Here is a 17,235-nt window from a genome sequence, read left to right as displayed (position 1 = left end):
CTACGTCCCCTGGCGCCCGCCGCCGGGACGCCGGGGCTCGGACCACGTGGTCGACCGTGGCAGGCCGCTCATCATCGCCTCGACATCCGTGAAGGTGTCCGCCACCTCCATCCCCGTCGTGTGGATGCGCAGCTCGCGCAGGGCGGTGTCGTGCGGGCTGTTGCGCAGCTTCAGCACCGAGACGAAGCGGCGCAGCTGGGAGTTCAGCTCCACCTGGCGCAGGAAGAGGACGTTCTCCGCCACCATGGAGATGCCCTTCATCGGGAAGGTCACCTCCGCGCCGAACGCGGAGGTCAGCTCGACGGAGTAGAGCAGCGTCACGCCGCGCATGCGGCACTCGTTGACCAGCGCGGCCAGGAAGCGCGACACACGGGGCTGCCGGATGGCCGCCCTGCGGAGCGCGTCGTAGCCGTCCAGGAAGAGCCGGCGCACGCCGTGCGTCCGGATGATGTCCAGCAACTGCACGCCCAGCTTGTCCAGCAGGTTCTCCGTGGGCGGCCGGAAGCTGACCTCGAAGTCGCCTCGGTCGATGAGGGGCTTCAGGTCGAGCCCGATGCCCGCCGCCTGCGTCACCATCCGCTCGGGGGAGTCGTAGAAGGCGAAGTAGTGCACGCGCTCACCCCGCCGGGCGCCTTCCGCGAGGAAGTTCAGCCCCAGCAGCGTCTTGCCGCCGCCCGACGGCCCCAGGAGGATGGTCGTCGAGCCCTGGGGCACGCCCCCGGTCAGCATCGCGTCCATCCCGGGGATGCCGAACGCGCACTTCGCGTCCAGCGGCGGCCCCGGCGGAGGCCCGGACTCCGCGAGCGTCTCCAGGCGGGGATAGATGACGAGGCCATCCTCGGTGATGTCGAAGCTGTGCTTGCCCAGCAGATAGGGGCTGCCCCGGAACTTGCGCACCAGCAGCTCGCGCACGGCACGCGCGCCGAACAGGCGCTGCCGGAGCAGCAGCAGCCCATCCACCATGGTGTGCTCGGCGCGCAGGCCCTGGCCGCGGCCGGTGGTGAGGATCAGCGTCGTGCAGCCCATGAGGCCCGTCACCACCTGGAGACCGTGGATGAACTTCTTGAGGGCCTGCTGCGACGGCGCCACCTCCTCCGCGGCCACCAGCCCATCCAGTACGAGCAGCGTGGCCTGGTGGTTCTTCGTCTCCTTGCGGATGAGCTCCGCCAGCGCGTCCAACCCACCCTGCTCCAGCACCGTGAAGGCGCTCAGGTAGGTGATGGCGTCGGGCAGCAGCGTGGGGTCGAAGTAGGACAGCGAGGAGAGGTTGCCGACCAGCTCCGTGTGCGACTCCGCCAGCAGCGTCAGGTAGAGCACGCGCCCGCCGTGGCGCTTCACGTGGTGGAAGCTCACCTGGTTGGCGAAGATGGTCTTCCCCGAACCCGGGAGGCCCATCAGCATGTAGGTGCGGGCCTTGCGGAAGCCGCCGTGCAGCACGGTGTCAAGGCCTGGAATGCCCGTGGATATCCGTTCCGCCACGCGTGGAGTGCCTTCGGTCATTTCGCGTTCCCTTTCCTGGGCCCGGCCCGAGTGTGGCCCCACCGGAATGATTGGGAGCAGTGCGCTCGCCTTCTCAGGGGAACACTTCTTGCCACAGCGCCTCTTCCGAACTGCCGCTGAAGCGCACGGCCCCAGCGGCATTCAACAGAGGTGGAGTGCCTCAGAATCCGCGCTGCACCGTCCGCGCGGTGCCGCCCGCGGGGCCAGCGCCGCTCGCGATGCGATACCAGCTCACACCGTCCGTTGAATAGCGGAACCCGAATGCATAGGCGTTCCACGGCGTATACGCGAGCGGCTGCGCGGCGAGGTTCCAGCGATACCGGTAGTTGTTGCCTACCCGACCTTGATAGGCCAGCCAGTGGTGCTGCGTGGCCGCGCCGTCCACGCTGAACGCCACCTGCGCCTGGAGGAGCTCCGGACGCGCGGTGGCGGCATCCGTCACGCCGGGCACGTACACGTCCGCGTCCACGAACTTGCAGGCGCGCTCCATGACGTAGCTGTCGATGACGATGGGGTCCGCCAGTCCGTCGCGGTGCTCGCAGTCGCGCGCGAAGCTGCCGCCCCAGTCACCGGCCCAGGCCACCGCGGACGGTGACTGCGCCTCCACGGGGAAGACATAGTTCTGGCCATGGTTGCTGTCGTACTTCGCCGCGCAGGTGCGGCCGGAGGTGAAGAACCACGTCTCCACGCTCGTGGCGTCCGAGGGCACCGTCACCTCGAAGGGCTTGTTCACGAACGACGTGCTGCCCGTGGCCTGCTTCACGCTGCCGCTGAAGAGCTGGCCGCTGGGGAGGAAGCGGACGTAGGCCAGCGTGTCCCACGCCTGCTGGCCGGCGTAGGTGCTGTGATGGCAGTCCGTCATCCGGTACAAGTCATAGTCGACGACGAGCGTGCCGCCGCGGACGATGGCGCCGTGCTGTGTGTGCGTCCAGCCGGTGAGGAAGCGCACCGTGGCGGTGGGCGTGGTGAGCGGCGCCTGCTGTGACGCCGTGGCGCTGGCGGACGTCTCCTCCTGCCACGGAGCGCCACCACAGGCCGCCATCAGCGGCAACGCGAGGGCCAGGGATTTCCAGACAGACGTCTCCATGCGGGGCACTCCAGGAAGCGGGGATGTCGCCACTTACCAGGACTTCCTGTCGCATGCGCTGCCGGTCGCCCGCCCTGTCAGGGGGCGGGCGGTTTCACGGCGGACCGCTGGGGGAGCGAGCAGGCTCCCAGGGCGGGCCCTCCTGTCGAGCGTCAGGGCCTCAGAAGCAGGACGCCGCGTCCTCGGCGTAGAAGTCCGCCGAAAACGTCGTTGTCTGGGCGCAGCCCGGGCGCGAGGCCGTCACGTACAGGGTGAAGTAGCCCACCGAGGTGGCGGAGAGGACGACGTACGAGCCCGTGTTGTTGTGCAGCGAGGCGTAGTTGCTGGACCAGGTGTACGTCACGCCGCTCTCCGGGCTGGGGATGGAGTAGCGCCCGTAGGGGTGGCTCGACGGGTAGCACACGCTGATGTTCTCGGTGATGCTCTTCCGGGCCGGAGCACAGGACGTGGGGCCGCAGGTGCGCGTGACGCCATCACACGTCACGGATTTGGTGGTGGAGCGGCAGTCCCCCAGGAGGCTGCCGCACTGAATCGACGTGCCGCCCGGACACGCGAGCGTCACGGTGCAGGCGTTGAACGCCTGCACGTCGCCCGCCGTGTCGCCGGAGGACTCAAGCACCGGCGCCGGACCTTCTTCAATGCGCTGCTCCTCGGGCCCGCCACAGCCAATGGCGAGGAGGGTGGTGGCCAGCAGGGCGAGGGAGATACGGATGGGGGACATGGGGGCTCCAGGCAAGGGACAGGCACAGCTGCTTTTCGGTAAAAACGAGATTTTCACAGAAAGTGTGACAAGCATCCAGTGAGAGCGGCCAGGTGGGGTGGTGGCTTCACTTGTCCTGGCTTCGGCGGGTGTGCCGTGCCATGGGGCCCCGAATGGACTTCTCATCGCTCGCGCTGGCTCCTCCCCTGCTCCAGGTCCTGGAGGAGCTCGACTTCAAGTCGGCCACGCCCATCCAGGCGCAGAGCATCCCGGTGCTGCTCCAGGGCAGGGACCTGGTCGGTCAGGCGCAGACGGGCAGCGGGAAGACGGCGGCCTTCGCGCTGCCGCTGCTCCAGAAGGTCCAGTTGCAGCACCGCAAGGTGCAGGCGCTGGTGCTGTGCCCGACGCGCGAGCTGTGCGCGCAAGTGGCGGGGGAGATCCGCAGGCTGGGGCGGCGGCTGCCTGGGCTCCAGGTGCTGGTGCTCGCGGGAGGCCAGCCCATCCGTCCGCAGTTGGAGGCGCTGGAGAAGGGCGCGCACCTGGCGGTGGGGACGCCGGGCCGGGTGATTGACGTGCTGGACCGGGACGCGCTGGAGACGCGGCAGCTGTCCACGGTGGTGCTCGACGAGGCGGACCGGATGCTCGACATGGGCTTCCGCGAGGACATGGAGCGCATCCTCGGGGCCATGCCGCCGCGGCGGCAGACGGTGCTCTTCTCCGCCACCTTCCCGCCGGACATCGAGGCGCTGAGCCGCGACTTCCAGCGTCAACCCGTCCGCGTCACGGTGGAGAGCACCACCGCGGGGCCCGACATCCAACAGGTGCGCTACGACTGCGAGCCGGCGGAGAAGCAGGCCCTGCTGCTGCGCATCCTCCGGCACTACCAGCCGGCGTCCGCCATCGTCTTCTGCAACCTCAAGGCGACGGTGGTGGAGCTGAAGAAGTCGCTCTCCGCGTCGGGCGTCAGCGTGGACGGGCTCCAGGGGGACTTGGAGCAGTTCGAGCGGGACCGGGTGATGGCGAAGTTCCGCAACCAGAGCACGCGGGTGCTCATCGCCACGGACGTGGCGGGGCGCGGCATCGACGTGGAGGCGCTGGACGCCGTCATCAACTTCGACCTGCCGATGCAGGCCGAGCCCTACGTGCACCGCATCGGCCGCACCGGACGGGCGGGGCGCGCGGGGCTGGCCGTCTCCATCGTCGCGCCTCGGGATGGCCGCAAGGTGGACGACATCCAACTGGCCACCGGGGTGAAGCTGGAGCGCGGGGACGTGGAGTCGCTGCCCTCGGCGGACCCGCGCAACGCGGTGTCCCTGGAGTCGACGTGGGACACGCTCTACATCTCCGCCGGACGCAAGGACAAGCTGCGGCCCGGGGACGTCCTGGGCGCGCTCACGGGCGAGGCGGGCGGGCTGGAGGCGACCGACGTGGGCAAGATTGAAATCCAGGACCACGTGGCCTACGTCGCCGTCGCCCGGCGCGTGTCGCGGGTGGCCTTCCAGCGGCTGAGCGAAGGCCGCATCAAGGGCCGCCGGTACAAAATCGAGCGCGTGAAGTAGGCCGGGCGGCTCACGCGGCGCCGCGCAGGGACATCTCCTCGCGGAAGGCCTGGATGACCTCCTCCTCCGTGGGCAGCTCGCCGCGGCGCTTCTCCATCAGCTTGGAGAGGACGGCGACGTAGGCCTCGCCGAACAGCGTGGTGAGCGCGGTGGCGGTGGTGGCGGAGATGAGCGCGCCAAGCGCCGTGCCCGGGCCGGGGACGAGCTTCAGCAGGCCGGACACGATGGACTGGCCGGTGAATGTCGCGCCCAGGCCGGTGATGCCCGCGCCCACCAGCGTGGAGAGGAAGGCCTCCGTCAGCGGGAGGCCAAAGACGCTACTCACCCCCGCCAGCATTCCGACCTGCGTGGGGACGAGCAGGGCGGCGTCGGCGAAAGGGATGGGCACGGCTCCAATGAGGCCGGCGGCGACCGCGGCGCTGGCGACGATGCCGTGGGCGCGCTTGCGCTTCTGGCCAATGCTCACGCGCTGGGCGGCGGCGAAGGCGTTGCGCTGGGCTTCTGGAACCAGCTCCATGGTGAGCTCGACGAGCTCCACCAGGCCCTTGGGCTGGAGCGTGTGGCCCTCGTCGTCCGTCTCCTGGAGCGCGCGCACGCGCATGACGTTGCGGGCCATGGGCAGCAGCTTCTGCACCTCCGCGCGGAGGCCCTGGTCGCTGCGGGCCTTCGTGACGACGACGACCACCGGCATGTGCCGCGCGAGCATCTCCGCCGCCTTCACGTCACCATCCTCCACGCGGCGCGAGTCCTCGCTGATGCACAGCCAGGCGCAGTGCAGGTGGCGCGTGGCGTCCGCGTCCTTGGCGCGCGCGGCCACCAGCTCCTCCAGCAGCTTCAGCGTCTCTTGAAAGGCGCCCAGCTCCAGGCCGCGGGTGTCGAGGATGCTGACGGGGATGCCGTCCTTCGTGTACTCGCGCGTCTCCTTCGTGACGGGGCGGCCCTGGCCGGTGTCCGCGATGCGGCCGTGGAACACCGCGTTGACCAGCGTGCTCTTGCCCACGCCGCTGCGGCCCGCGATGACGATGTTGACCCGGCCGCGCTTGCGGAAGGCCTCTTCGACCTGCTTGCGAATCTCCTCCGCCAGATGGATGTCCATGGACCGCCGCCGCCTCCTTCGGTGAGTCCTCCCGCATCAGGGGAGGGAGCCCCAGCGTAGCGGAAAGCCTCCGCGCGCCGGCGGTGGACCGGCGGGGCGAGCGGGCAGGGGAGCCCTGTCGGGCCTGCTCGCCCGGCGCGGCCAGCCAGGACAGGGAGCACACACACGGGCGCCGGCCCCGCCTTGCCGTGTCAATGCGCGGTCCTCACTCCTTTACCCACAAAGGAGCAGAACTCGCATGCGCGCACTCAGCTACCAGGGGCCGTACCAGGTTCGGGTGAAGGACAAGCCGGACCCTCGCATCGAGCACCCGCAGGACGCGGTGCTCAAGGTCACGAAGACGGCCATTTGTGGTTCGGACCTGCACCTGTTGCACGGCCTCATCCCCGACACGCGGGTGGGCTGCACGTTCGGCCACGAGTTCGCGGGCGTCGTGGAGGAGGTGGGCCCGGGCGTGACCAGCCTCAAGCCGGGTGACCGGGTGGTGGTGCCCTTCAACATCTCTTGCGGCGCTTGCTTCTATTGCAAGAAGGGCCTGACGGCGTGTTGTGAGAACTCCAACCCGTCCAGCGACGTCGCGGGCGGCGCGTTCGGCTTTTCGCACACCACGGGTGGCTACGACGGCGGGCAGGCGGAGTACGTGCGCGTGCCCTTCGCCAACGTGGGGCCCATGAAGATTCCGGAGGACATGGACGAGGAGGACGTCCTCTTCCTCAGCGACATCTTCCCCACCGGCTACATGGGGGCGGAGATGGGAGGCATCCAGCCGGGGGACACGGTGGTGGTGTTCGGCGCGGGCCCGGTGGGCCTCTTCGCCATGAAGAGCGCGTGGTTGATGGGCGCCGGCCGCGTCATCGCGGTGGACCTGCAGGACTACCGGCTCGACTTCGCCCGGAAGTTCGCCCACGTGGAGACGCTGAACTTCAAGGACGTGGACATCGTCACCGCCATCAAGGAGACCACGGAGGGCCGGGGCGCCGACGTGAGCATCGAGGCGGTTGGCTGCGAGGCCGAAGGCTCGCTCCTGCAGCGCGTGCTGGGCCTGGGGCTGATGGCCGAGGCGGGCACCACCACGGCGCTCAACTGGTGCATGCACGCCACCCGGAAGGGCGGTGTCATCTCCGTGGTGGGGGTGTACGGGCCGCCGTGGAACCTGGTCGACATCGGCACGGCGATGAACAAGAACCAGACGCTGCGGCTGGGCCAGTGCAACGTGAAGCGCTACATGCCGCACCTGCTGGAGCACATCCGCAAGGGGCGCGTGGACGCCAAGGGCATCATCACCCACCGCTTCAGCCTGGAGGACGCGCCGAAGGCGTATGACCTCTTCTCCAAGAAACAGGACGGCTGCATCAAGTGCGTCCTCTCCCCGCATGGCCATGCCTGAGTGGAAGGAGCCCACCATGAACCCGAACGCGCGAAACATCCCCGGCTACGGCGTGGACGCCGACCCGAAGAACCGCCCCGGCTTCCCCAAGGAGGAGTCACCTCAGCTGCGCGGCGACGCGCGGGGCACGCCGTCCCGCCAGCAGTCGGACGTGGCGGTGTTCAAGCACGGGCAGCCCGCGCGGAAGATGCCGCTGGTGTTCGGCACGGCCCAGCCGCCCCAGGGCGTCTCCGGCGTGCTGCGCCGCCTGGCCTACAAGTACCCGGACCACTGGACGCGGCACTGGATGATGTTGCTGCTGGCGGACCGCGTGGACGTGGCCGAGCACAAGCTGCGGAGGGGCCTTCCACGTCTCGCGGCGGGTGCGGCGGTCGTCCTCGTCGGCGGCGTCTTGATGCGCCGGCTCCGGGCCTGACGCCGGCTACTTGCGCAGCAGCGTGCCTTCAAAGAAGAACGCCAGGCACGCGGCCAGGATGAGCCAGGTCCACAGCGGCACGGTCGGCTTGTCCGCGTCACCCGTGGAGGCCTTCACCGTCTCTTCTCCGAAGTAGGCGGTGAGGGTGTCCATGGGCACACGGCCCAGGTCGCTCTCGGAGGGCTCGAGCACGGCGGCGAAGGACAAGTCGGACTGCACCTTCCCGTCCGCGCCCAGCACCGAGTACACGCCCGGCTCCGTCACCGGCCCGGCCACCAGCGCGCCCTCCGGCTGCTCCTTCACGGCGACCTCGCTGCCGTCCGGCGCGCGCACCGAGGACACCTTCCGCGCGCCTTCCGGACGCAGCGTGGCGCTTTCGCCCACGCGCACGCGCACCTCCTCGCGCTCGTCCAGGGAGCCGGTGAGGTAGGCGGCGAAGCGCTGCATCAGCGGCAGGAAGGACGTGCGGATGGAGAAGTCGCTCCAGTCGCGGTCCACCGTGCTGGTGAGCAGCGCCACGCGCCCCTTGCCCTTGCGCGCCACGGCCACCGCCGGCGCGCCGTCCTCGTACGTGGCCAGCACCTGGCTGGCGCCGGCCGCGCCCGGAGAGTCCGCCTCCAGCAGCATGTACTTGTAGAAGCGCGCCCCCACGAGCCCCTCCTCCGCCTGCCCCGTGAAGGGCGAGAAGAGGACGTGCTCCACGGAGACCTGCGCCAGCCGCGCGCTCTTCGTGTCCGCGTCCGGGTCATCGCGCTCGGCGCTGGTGCGCACCAAGCGCAGCGGACGCGGCAGCACCGGGCCCAGCCGCTGGTTGTAGGCCTCCGGGTTCACCCGGTCGCCCATGCTGATGAAGAGGCCGCCGCCGCTCTCCACGAAGGCCGCCAGCTTCTGGGCCTCGTCGGCGCCAGGCGCGGGCACGTTGAGCAGCAGCACCAAATCGTAGGTGGAGAAGTCCTCGCGCAGGCCCACCTCCGCGTCGCGCGTGGCCACCTCCACCGGAGAGCCCGGCGCGGTGAGGGCCGCGTCCACGAAGAAGGCCTCGTCCCGGTAGCGCGTCGCGTGGGGCGAGCCATTCACCACCAGCGCCTTCAGCGCGCGTGGCACCGGCAGCACGAAGGAGCGCCGGTCATCCTCCACCAGCGCGTCCGGCGCCAGCGTCACCTGCCCCAGCACCGTGCCGCCCTGCGGGAAGCGCACGGTGAGCGCCTTCTGCGTCGTGCCGCCCGGGGGGAGGTCCACGAAGCCCTTGGCCAGCGTGGACTCGCCCACGCGCACCGTGGCCTCCAAATCCTTCACCGGCTCCGCGCCGAAGTTGCGCACCGTGAAGGTGAACTGGAACGTGCGCGGGCCGGCCTGCAGCGCGGGCTCCACCTTGAGGTCGACGATGGCGCGGTTGTTCAGCACCTCGTGGCCCTCGGCCGCGTCGCGCAGCACCACCTCCGGCTTCACGGGCGCGCCCGTGGGGCCCTTCACCGTGGGCGGCGGCGCCTCCAGCCGGAAGGCGGAGGCCGTCATGTCGGAGACCAGCACCAGCCGCTTGGCCGGCATGGGGTTCTCCTCCAGCGCGCGGGCCGCCAGGTCCAGGCAGCGCGACAGGTCCGCGGCGCCGTGCGTGGCCTTCGCTTCATCCACCAGCGAGCGCAGCCGGCCGCGGTCGAAGCCCGGCGGCGGCGGCGCGGCGGGGGACTGCGTGCACACCAGCACGGTGGCGGGCTCTTCGGGCAGCAGGTCCTTCAGCGCGTCGCGGGCCTCGTCGCGGGCGCGCTCGAAGAGCGGCGTGCCGTCCGACCAGCGCATGGACAGCGACGCGTCCAGGATGATGGCGGTGGCCGCGGGGCCCTTCACCACCTGCGCGGCGGCCGCGTCGCGCGTCAGCTCCGGGCGGGCGAGGGCGATGGGGATGGCCAGCAGGATGAGCGTGCGCAGCGCGTACAGCAGCAGGCGCTTGAGCTTGAGGCGGCTGGCGGTGCGCTTCTGGCTGCGCATCACGAAGGCCAGCGGCCCGAAGGGGTGCGGCCGGGGACGGCGCCGGTCGAACAGGTGCACCAGCAGGGGGATGAGGGCGCCCAGCGCGCCCAGCAGCATCCACGGATTGCCGAAGGTCACCGGCGCCTCCCGCGCCGCGACAGGTACCGCAGCAGCACGTCATCCAGCTTGTCGTCCGTGCGCACCAGGTCGTAGTCCACGTCCGCCTCGGCGCACGCGGCCTTCACGCTCGCCAGGAAGCCGTTGAACTCCTCCAGGTAGCTCTCCTTGATTTCGCGCGGGTTGACCTCGACGCGGCCCTGGCCCTCCATGTCGATGAAGAGCGTGGGGTCATCGAAGGGGAACGTCAGCTCCGCCGGGTCCACCAGGTGGAACACGGACACGTCGTTCTTCCGCTGGCGCAGCGCGAGGATGCGGCGCAGGGCGTCCTGGTTCTCATCCAGCAGGTCCGACAGGACGATGACGCTGGAGCGCCGGGGCAGCACCTCCGCCAGGTGGTCCGCCGCGCTGCCCAGGTCCGTGGCGCCGGTGGGCGTGGTGTGCTCCAGCGTGTCCAGCAGCACGTTGAGGTGGCCGGCCGACGCGCGCGGCGGCACGTCCTTCCACTTGCCGCCCGCCATCAGCGCCAGGCCCGCCGCGTCCTGCTGGCGCACCAGCAGGTAGCACAGCGCGCCCGCCAGCGTGGTGGCCACGTCCAGCTTGCTCAGCGCGCCGCTGCGGTAGCCCATGGAGGCGGACGCATCCACCACCATGACGGCGCGCAGGTTCGTCTCGTGCTCGAAGCGCTTGACGTAGTACTTGTCGAACTTGCCGTAGGCCTTCCAGTCCAGGTGGCGGAGCTCGTCGCCCGGGGCGTACTCCTTGTGCTCCGCGAACTCCACGCTCTGCCCCTGATGGGGGCTCTTGTGGAGGCCGGACAGCACGCCCTCCATCACCGCGCGAGCGCGCAGCTTCACTCCCTGGAGGCGGGCCAGCGTCTGGGCGTCGAGCAGCATGTGCGGGCGTTAGCCCTTCACCACCGTGAGGAGCTGGTCGATGAGCTTCACGGAGGTGATGCCCTCGCTCTCCGCGGTGAAGTTGGGCAGCACGCGGTGGCGCAGCACCGGGCGGGCCAGGGCGCGCACGTCCTCGACGGTGGCGACGAAGCGGCCGTGGAGGATGGCGCGCGCCTTCGCGGCGACGACCAGGTACTGGCTGGCGCGGGGGCCGGCGCCCCAGGACGCGTTCTTCGCGATGAAGTCCAGCGCGCCCGGCTCCTTGGGGCGCGTGTGGCGCACCAGCTCCACGGCGTAGCGCACCACGTGGTCCGGCACCGGCACGCGGCGCACCAGCTCCTGGAGCGCGAGGATGCGCTCGGGGGACAGGATCTTCTCCAGCTTCGGCTGCGGACCGCCAGTGGTGCTCTTGACGATCTGCACCTCTTCGTCGGCGGTGGGGTAGCCCACGTCCACCAGGAACATGAAGCGGTCGAGCTGGGCCTCGGGCAGCGGATAGGTGCCCTCCTGCTCGATGGGGTTCTGCGTGGCGAAGACGAGGAAGGGCAGCTCCAGCGGGTACGTGCGGCCACCGGCGGTGATGCGGTACTCCTGCATGGCTTGCAGCAGCGCGGCCTGCGTCTTCGGCGGGGTGCGGTTCACCTCGTCCGCCAGGATGATGTTCGCGAACAGCGGACCCTGGAGGAAGCGGAAGGTGCGCCGGCCGGTGGTGCGGTCCTCTTCGAGGATGTCCGTGCCGGTGATGTCCGACGGCATCAAATCCGGCGTGAACTGGATGCGGTTGAAGGACAGGTTGAGGACGTCCGCCAGCGTGGAGATGAGCAGCGTCTTGGCGAGGCCCGGCACGCCCACGAAGAGGCAGTGGCCGCGGCTGAAGAGGGAGATGAGCAGGTGCTCCACCACCTCGCGCTGACCGACGACGCGCTTTTCAATCTGGGCGACGATTTCGTTGCGGGCCTGGGCGAGCTCCTCGACGGCACGGAGGTCGTCGCTCGAGGCGTCAGGCACGGGCAGAGAGTCGGGGGCGGCGCTTTCCATGGAAGGGTTCTCTTAATTCGTGGGTGGCGCTGGGACCAAAGGATTCCGCCACCCTTGCGCCAGGGCGTGCGCTGGCAACCGTTCTGGGGGTGACCTATTCCGCTGCCGCACACCCCGGCACGCCGGGGCACATCCGGGCGCTGATCGCCTGCATGCTCCCCTGCCATGTGACACTGCCCCTGGGCTGGGGGGGAATGCCGGGGGCTGGACACGCTGCTTAGGTTCCCAGGGCCTCGCTTCCGGTGGACGGGAGCAGGCTCCTTGGAGCGTGTCATGGGGTCATTTCGGCGGCGTGGTGGGCGTGGCAATCTCTGGGCGGGGCTTCTTCCAGTCGCCCTGCTGTGGGTGGCGGGCGGGTGCGGCGGGGACGGGGAGGCGCCAGCCGGAGCGCCGCGTGACGGCGACGGGGCCGCACCGGGGGTGGCCGTGACGCCCACGGCGCCGCAGGACTCCAGCGGGCTCCCGCAGCGTCCGATTCCGGCGGCGGCCTCGCCGTGGAACCAGGTGGTGGGTGGACCCCAGGACGACATGGGTACGGGCGTCGCCACGGCTCCCTCCGGAGAGGTGGCGGTGGTGGTGTCCAGCACGCCCCGCCAGGACGGTGAGCGTGAGCCCGTGGAAGGTGAGAAGCTGGCGCTGACGCTTTCGCGCTCCGCGGCGGATGGGACGCCGCGCTGGTCGCGAGAGTGGGTGCGCAACCGCTTCTCCGACACGCGCGTGGCGGCGAGCGACGCGGCGACGTTCCTGTCGGGCAACGCGTTCCTCTACTCGGCGGACTTCGGACTGGGCGAGGCGCAGGACGGCTTCCTGGTGAAGTTCGACGCGGAGGGCACCCCGGTGTGGCAGCACCGCGTGGGACAGAAGGTCTACGCCATCGCCGCGGACGCGCGCGGCGGCGTGCTGGCCGCGGGCGAGGAGTGGGAGGGGGAGTTCATCGAGGACCCCGTGCTCACGCGCTACGCCTCGGACGGCTCCGTGCTGTGGACGCGGCGCTTTCACGGCGCCAACATGGACACCGCGCTGCACGCGGCGGCGCTGGCGCCTTCGGGCCAGTCGATTCTGGCCGGGCAGCTCGTGGACACGCTGGAGGTGGACGGCCAGACGTTCGGCGCGCCCGGCGTGCGTGGCTTCGTGCTGCTGACGTTCGACGCGTCCGGCCGCCTGCTCTGGGGCAAGGAGCTGCCGGGCGCGAAGGGCCGCATCACCTCGGTGACGGTGGCGGCGGATGGCACGCTCGTGGCGGCGGGGGACTTCATCGGCCTGCTGGTGTGGGGCGAGGCGTCGCTCGGCTCCTCGGGGGCCTTCGTGCTGACGGCGGGCGCGGATGGCGGCGCGGGGTGGGTGCGCCAGCCCGTGTGCGGGCCGGTGACCGAGCCAGGCGCGTCCGTCGCGGTGGAGGACTCGGGCGGCGTCGCGGTGACGTGTGGCGGTGTGCTGACGCGCTACGCGGCTTCGGGAGCGTGGCTGGGTGAGCAGACGCTGGAGGCGCGGCCCTGCGCCAGCGGGGTGTGCTCGCTGACCACCGCGGGCGTGGCCACGGTGCCGGGCCGCGGGCTCGCCGTCACCGGCTGGCAGCGTGATGGGGCGGGCGACACCTGGAACCAGGACGCCTTCCTCCGGCTCGTGGTGCCTTAGCGGCTGGGGCCGCTACAGTGCGCGGCCATGTCCGCTCCCGCCGCAGAGGTCCTTCTCGACGTGGAGGGTGCCGTCGCCACCCTCACCCTCAACGACACCGCCCGACGCAACGTGATGACGCCCGAGCTGGGAGACGCGCTGGCCGCGCGTGTCGAGGCGCTGAAGGGGCGTGACGAGGTCCGGGCGGTGGTGCTCACCGGGGCGGGAGGCGCGTTCTCCGCCGGTGGGGACCTGAAGATGCTGGAGCGGCTGCGTCAGGCGTCCTTCGAGGAGGCGCGCACGTTCATGCTCGGCTTCTATGCGCGCTACCTCAGCGTGCTGGAGCTCCCCGTACCGGTCATCGCCGCGGTGGACGGGCCGGCGATTGGCGCGGGGCTGTGCGTGGCGCTGGCGTGTGACGTGTGCCTCGTGGCCGAGGACTCCAAGCTGGCGCTCAACTTCGTCCAGTTGGGCCTGCATCCGGGCATGGGCGCCACGTACCTGGCGCCGCGCCGGGCGGGGGCGCAGGCCGCCGCGGAGCTGCTGCTCACCGGGCGCCGCTTCGATGGCAGGGAAGCGGTGAAGCTGGGACTGGCGCTGGAGGCGGCGCCCGCGGGACAGGTGCTCACGCGGGCCCAGGAGCTCGCGGGGCGGATTGCGGCGAACGCGCCGCTGGCCGTGCGTGCGCTGAAGCAGCGGCTGGGGCTCGACAGGGCCGAGCTCCAGCGCGCGCTGGAGGAGGAGGCGCGCTTCCAGGCGGAGAGCTACGGCAGCCAGGACCTGGGCGAGGGGCTGGCCGCCGCCGCCGCGCGTCGCGCCCCCGTGTTCCAGGGGCGCTGAGTCCGCGCGTCAGTACACGTTGTACTTGCGGCGGAGCGCCTCGTGCTCCTCCGCGTTGCGCGACGGGCGGAGGATGCGCTGCGCGTCGTGCAGGTAGTACCAGTAATCGCTCGGCTTGGGCGCCATCGCGGCCTGGAGCGAGGCCACGGTGGGCGCGCCGATGGGGCCGGGCGGCAGGCCCTTCTTGTGCCGCGTGTTGTACGGGTCCCGCGGATCCCTCAGGCGCTTGAGGAAGGCGATGCGGTCATTCCACCGCGCCAGCTCGTAGCGCGACGTGGCGTCCACGCCGAGCGGGTAGCCCTTGTCCACGCGCTTCCACAGGATGCCGGCGACCAGGGGGCGCTGCTCGGGCAGCGGCTCCTCGCGCTCCAGCATGGAGGCCATCACCACCACCTCATGTAGCGTGCGTCCGCTCTTCGTGATGGCCTCGCGGTTGGGCGCGTAGAAGCGCTGCGCGAAGGCGTCCAGCTGGCGCTGGATGAGCGCCTCCACGTCGAACTTGCCCGGAATCACGCCGTAGGTCTCCGGGTAGAGGTAGCCCTCCAGCGTGCCCATGGAGGGCAGGGGGAAGGGCGCGGTGAAGCGCTTGGGCTTGCTGGCCGCGGCGATGTACGCGCCCGGCTTGATGAAGCCCGCGGCCACGAGCGCCGCGTCCGTGTCGCGCAGGCGCCAGCCCTCGACGACGACGAACGGGACGTCCTCGGGGATGGGGTTGCCTTCCAGCTCCGTGGCCAGCTCGGCAAGCGTCATCGACGGGCTGACCTCATGGCGGCCCGCCTTGGGGGCGAAGCTGCCGCGCCGGTACAGGTGCCAGCGCCACACCCGCGTGTCGCGGATGAGGCCCTGCGATTCGAGCAGCGTGCCCAGGCCGCGCCCGGACGTCCCCTTGGGCACGGTGAACTCCACCACATCCGCGCCAGGCGGCGCCGCGGCCGAGTGTGCCTGCTGCTCAATCCAGAAGAAGGCGCCCGCGCCGGACGCCACCAGCAGCACGAAGGCTGCACCCAGGACCCAGAGAATCCGCTTCATTCGCGGCGCACGCTATCACCGGATTCGGGCCGTGCCTGGGGTTCCGGCATCCAGATGTCGCCTCCTGGGCGCCAGGCGGGCCGGAGGTCAGGCGGCCGGTGCCGTCTCGAGCTTCAAGTCCCGGTTCAACCCGGTGTCCCGGCTCACGCGCCAGATTTTTTGATCCAGGTAGTAATGGTGGAGCGCGAAGCCCCAGATGAAGCACTCCATCAGGTTTCGCAGCGTCAGCCCCGCGCCCAGGGGCACCTTCAAGTCGAAGCCGCCGCAGCCTGGGTGCGCGCCGAAGCCGCAGCCCAGGCCCCGGTACAGCAGCGTGAAGGCGACGCCGCACGCCGCGTAGAGGATGAAGCGCTGGCTCACCTTCGGCGCCCAGCCGAACGGCGCCGGGTCCACGCCCGCCGCGTGGTAGCGGTTGCGGTGATAGAACCAGACCACGCCGTGGTACTGCACATTGTGGAATGCCGTCACCGCCACGGCGAACATGATGAAGTCCATGCGCGCCGCGAACGGAGGCCAGAACACCCCGGCCGACAGTCCCATCGCCGCGCCCATCATCAGCAGCTTGGGCACATTCACCTTCAGGCCCGCGCGGTGGCGTTGCACCTGCCGGCCCGCGTAGAGCACCACCAGCGCCAGCACGGCCGCGAAGCAGGCCCCGGCCACCACCGGCTCCCATGTGGGCGGACCCAGCAGGCCCAACTGCTTGCGCGCGCTTGGATGCGACACGGCGAACGCGATGAAGGGCGCCAGCAGCCCCGTGTACAGCGTCACGCTGTCGAGCCGCCGGTCCAGTGGCAGCGACTCACCACCCTTGCGCTGGTACAGCACCATGATGCCGTAGTGCTGCCGCACCACGTGCCAGTACGCCCAGAGCGCCGCCGCCGTCATGAAGAGGGCGAAGGGCCACTTCGTGCCCAGCAGCGTCGACAGTCCGAATGACGCCGGGCCCACCGCGAACCACGCCAGGCTGCCCAGCAGCAAGCGCCGCCGCGTCCGCCATTCCTTCGCGTCCAGATAGGTCCGCGACACCGTGGCGAACAGGTGCGGCCCATCCAGTGCCAGCACCCACGCCCACCACAACACCAGGCTGCTGACGCCGCCCCAGACATGGAGTCCGACCAGCGCCAGACTCACCCCGAGGCCGCCCCCGGTGCAAATCAGGTCGTGCCGCCGGTCAACGAGCCAGCCCGCGCGTGCGGGGACTGGGACTGCGAGAGGGATGGCGCTCATGAGGGCTCCCGAGGGACGCCGCCGAGGATATGGGAAGGTGCAGGTAGGCGGTCTGCCCACCTGTCAGCGCCCATTCGCCGGGCAGGGGACCAAGGGGTCAAAACCTACTTGAGCGGCGGGTCGCGTACCGCGATTGTCCTCGCCATGGATCAAGGCAGGCGCACCACGGACAGGAAAGCAGTTGGCCTGCTGGTGAAGCTGAAGCATGAGAGCGTGGGGAGCTTCGCGGAGGAGTTCGCCACCAACCTGAGCCCGGGTGGGATGTTCATCCGCTCGCGCACCCCGCAGGCGGTGGGGACCCCCGTCAAGTTCGAGGTGCAGATCGCCGGAGGCGTGCGGGTGCTGCGTGGCTCCGCGCTGGTCCGCTGGGTGCGCGAAGTCGGTGACCCCGCGGGGCCTCCGGGCATGGGCCTGCAGTTCGAGGAGCTGGACACGGCGAGCCGCGCGCTCGTCGACATGATGTTGATGCGGAAGACCGTCGCGGACTCCAACGCGTCCGCCGTCCAGCCCCTGCCCGCGATTGCGCCGTCCGTGGCGCCCGCGATTGCGCCGTCCATCGCGCCCGCGATTGCGCCGTCCATCGCGCCCATGGCGCAGGCCCGTCCCGCGCCGCCGGGCATGGCCACGCCCACCGTCATCGAGCGCAACAGCCCGCTGCCCGCGCAGCGCTCCTTCGCCATCAACACGACGAAGGACAACGAGGCCTTCCTGGAGCTGTCCATCTTCCAGGGCGAGGACAACCACATCTCCGCCAACGAG

At 70.5% G+C, this 17,235-nt stretch carries 15 protein-coding genes; 6 read left to right on the top strand and 9 right to left on the bottom strand.

What is annotated here, in order from left to right; all coding sequences use genetic code 11:
• The 3 genes from HV824_RS09435 to HV824_RS09425 all read right to left on the bottom strand — a co-directional run bounded on the left by HV824_RS09435 (nucleotide 1) and on the right by HV824_RS09425 (nucleotide 3,308).
• Nucleotides 1–1,500, bottom strand: coding sequence for an ATPase domain-containing protein (locus HV824_RS09435; protein ID WP_176423124.1), 1,500 nt, complete (start codon nucleotides 1,498–1,500; stop codon nucleotides 1–3).
• 160 nt (nucleotides 1,501–1,660) lie between these two features.
• Nucleotides 1,661–2,587 carry a DUF6209 family protein gene (locus HV824_RS09430; protein ID WP_176415719.1) on the bottom strand — a complete coding sequence of 309 codons (927 nt, stop codon included), beginning with the start codon at nucleotides 2,585–2,587 and terminating at the stop codon, nucleotides 1,661–1,663.
• Between the two features lie 160 nt (nucleotides 2,588–2,747).
• Nucleotides 2,748–3,308, bottom strand: a complete 561-nt coding sequence (locus HV824_RS09425; protein ID WP_176423123.1) for a hypothetical protein — start codon at nucleotides 3,306–3,308, stop codon at nucleotides 2,748–2,750.
• A gap of 152 nt (nucleotides 3,309–3,460) precedes the next feature.
• On the opposite strand from HV824_RS09425, the gene dbpA reads away from it, so the two are divergent.
• Nucleotides 3,461–4,846 carry an ATP-dependent RNA helicase DbpA gene (dbpA, locus tag HV824_RS09420; protein ID WP_176423122.1) on the top strand — a complete coding sequence of 462 codons (1,386 nt, stop codon included), beginning with the start codon at nucleotides 3,461–3,463 and terminating at the stop codon, nucleotides 4,844–4,846.
• Between the two features lie 10 nt (nucleotides 4,847–4,856).
• Here dbpA and HV824_RS09415 read toward each other — a convergent pair whose 3' ends face one another.
• On the bottom strand, nucleotides 4,857–5,942 hold the full coding sequence (locus HV824_RS09415; RefSeq protein WP_176423121.1) for a YcjF family protein: 1,086 nt from the start codon (nucleotides 5,940–5,942) through the stop codon (nucleotides 4,857–4,859).
• A 238-nt stretch (nucleotides 5,943–6,180) separates the two neighbouring features.
• Between HV824_RS09415 and HV824_RS09410 the strand changes: the two genes are divergently transcribed.
• On the top strand, nucleotides 6,181–7,329 hold the full coding sequence (locus tag HV824_RS09410; protein ID WP_176415723.1) for a zinc-dependent alcohol dehydrogenase: 1,149 nt from the start codon (nucleotides 6,181–6,183) through the stop codon (nucleotides 7,327–7,329).
• Between the two features lie 16 nt (nucleotides 7,330–7,345).
• The gene (locus HV824_RS09405; RefSeq protein ID WP_255207892.1) at nucleotides 7,346–7,744 is read left to right on the top strand and encodes a hypothetical protein; all 399 of its coding nucleotides are present in this window, start codon (nucleotides 7,346–7,348) and stop codon (nucleotides 7,742–7,744) included.
• A 6-nt stretch (nucleotides 7,745–7,750) separates the two neighbouring features.
• Here the strand turns inward: HV824_RS09405 and HV824_RS09400 are convergent, their stop codons facing one another.
• The 3 genes from HV824_RS09400 to HV824_RS09390 are packed head-to-tail and all read right to left on the bottom strand — an operon-like array spanning nucleotide 7,751 to nucleotide 11,763.
• Complete coding sequence (locus HV824_RS09400; protein WP_176415725.1) at nucleotides 7,751–9,850, bottom strand: BatA domain-containing protein; 2,100 nt, start codon at nucleotides 9,848–9,850, stop codon at nucleotides 7,751–7,753.
• Nucleotides 9,847–10,725 carry a DUF58 domain-containing protein gene (locus HV824_RS09395; RefSeq protein WP_163785405.1) on the bottom strand — a complete coding sequence of 293 codons (879 nt, stop codon included), beginning with the start codon at nucleotides 10,723–10,725 and terminating at the stop codon, nucleotides 9,847–9,849. The genes HV824_RS09400 and HV824_RS09395 overlap by 4 nt, the downstream gene beginning before the upstream one ends.
• 9 nt (nucleotides 10,726–10,734) lie before the next feature.
• Entirely contained in the window at nucleotides 10,735–11,763 is a 1,029-nt protein-coding gene (locus tag HV824_RS09390) for a MoxR family ATPase (RefSeq protein WP_090488185.1), read from the bottom strand.
• Between the two features lie 273 nt (nucleotides 11,764–12,036).
• Between HV824_RS09390 and HV824_RS09385 the strand changes: the two genes are divergently transcribed.
• Nucleotides 12,037–13,398, top strand: a complete 1,362-nt coding sequence (locus HV824_RS09385) for a hypothetical protein (RefSeq protein ID WP_176423120.1) — start codon at nucleotides 12,037–12,039, stop codon at nucleotides 13,396–13,398.
• A gap of 27 nt (nucleotides 13,399–13,425) precedes the next feature.
• The gene (locus HV824_RS09380) at nucleotides 13,426–14,217 is read left to right on the top strand and encodes an enoyl-CoA hydratase/isomerase family protein (RefSeq protein WP_176423119.1); all 792 of its coding nucleotides are present in this window, start codon (nucleotides 13,426–13,428) and stop codon (nucleotides 14,215–14,217) included.
• Nucleotides 14,218–14,226: 9 nt separating this feature from the next.
• On the opposite strand, the gene mltG is transcribed toward HV824_RS09380, so the two are convergent.
• Both mltG and HV824_RS09370 read right to left on the bottom strand, forming a co-directional pair.
• Complete coding sequence (gene mltG, locus HV824_RS09375; RefSeq protein ID WP_176423118.1) at nucleotides 14,227–15,246, bottom strand: endolytic transglycosylase MltG; 1,020 nt, start codon at nucleotides 15,244–15,246, stop codon at nucleotides 14,227–14,229.
• Nucleotides 15,247–15,333: 87 nt separating this feature from the next.
• The gene (locus HV824_RS09370) at nucleotides 15,334–16,476 is read right to left on the bottom strand and encodes a hypothetical protein (protein WP_176423117.1); all 1,143 of its coding nucleotides are present in this window, start codon (nucleotides 16,474–16,476) and stop codon (nucleotides 15,334–15,336) included.
• Between the two features lie 192 nt (nucleotides 16,477–16,668).
• Between HV824_RS09370 and HV824_RS09365 the strand changes: the two genes are divergently transcribed.
• A partial coding sequence (locus tag HV824_RS09365) for a TIGR02266 family protein (protein WP_368738043.1) occupies nucleotides 16,669–17,235 on the top strand: 567 nt, incomplete at its 3' end.

The sequence above is a fragment of the Myxococcus sp. AM009 genome, assembly GCF_013372605.1.
Classification (GTDB): Bacteria; Myxococcota; Myxococcia; order Myxococcales; family Myxococcaceae; genus Myxococcus; species Myxococcus vastator.
This window is presented reverse-complemented; position numbering and strand designations above follow the sequence as displayed.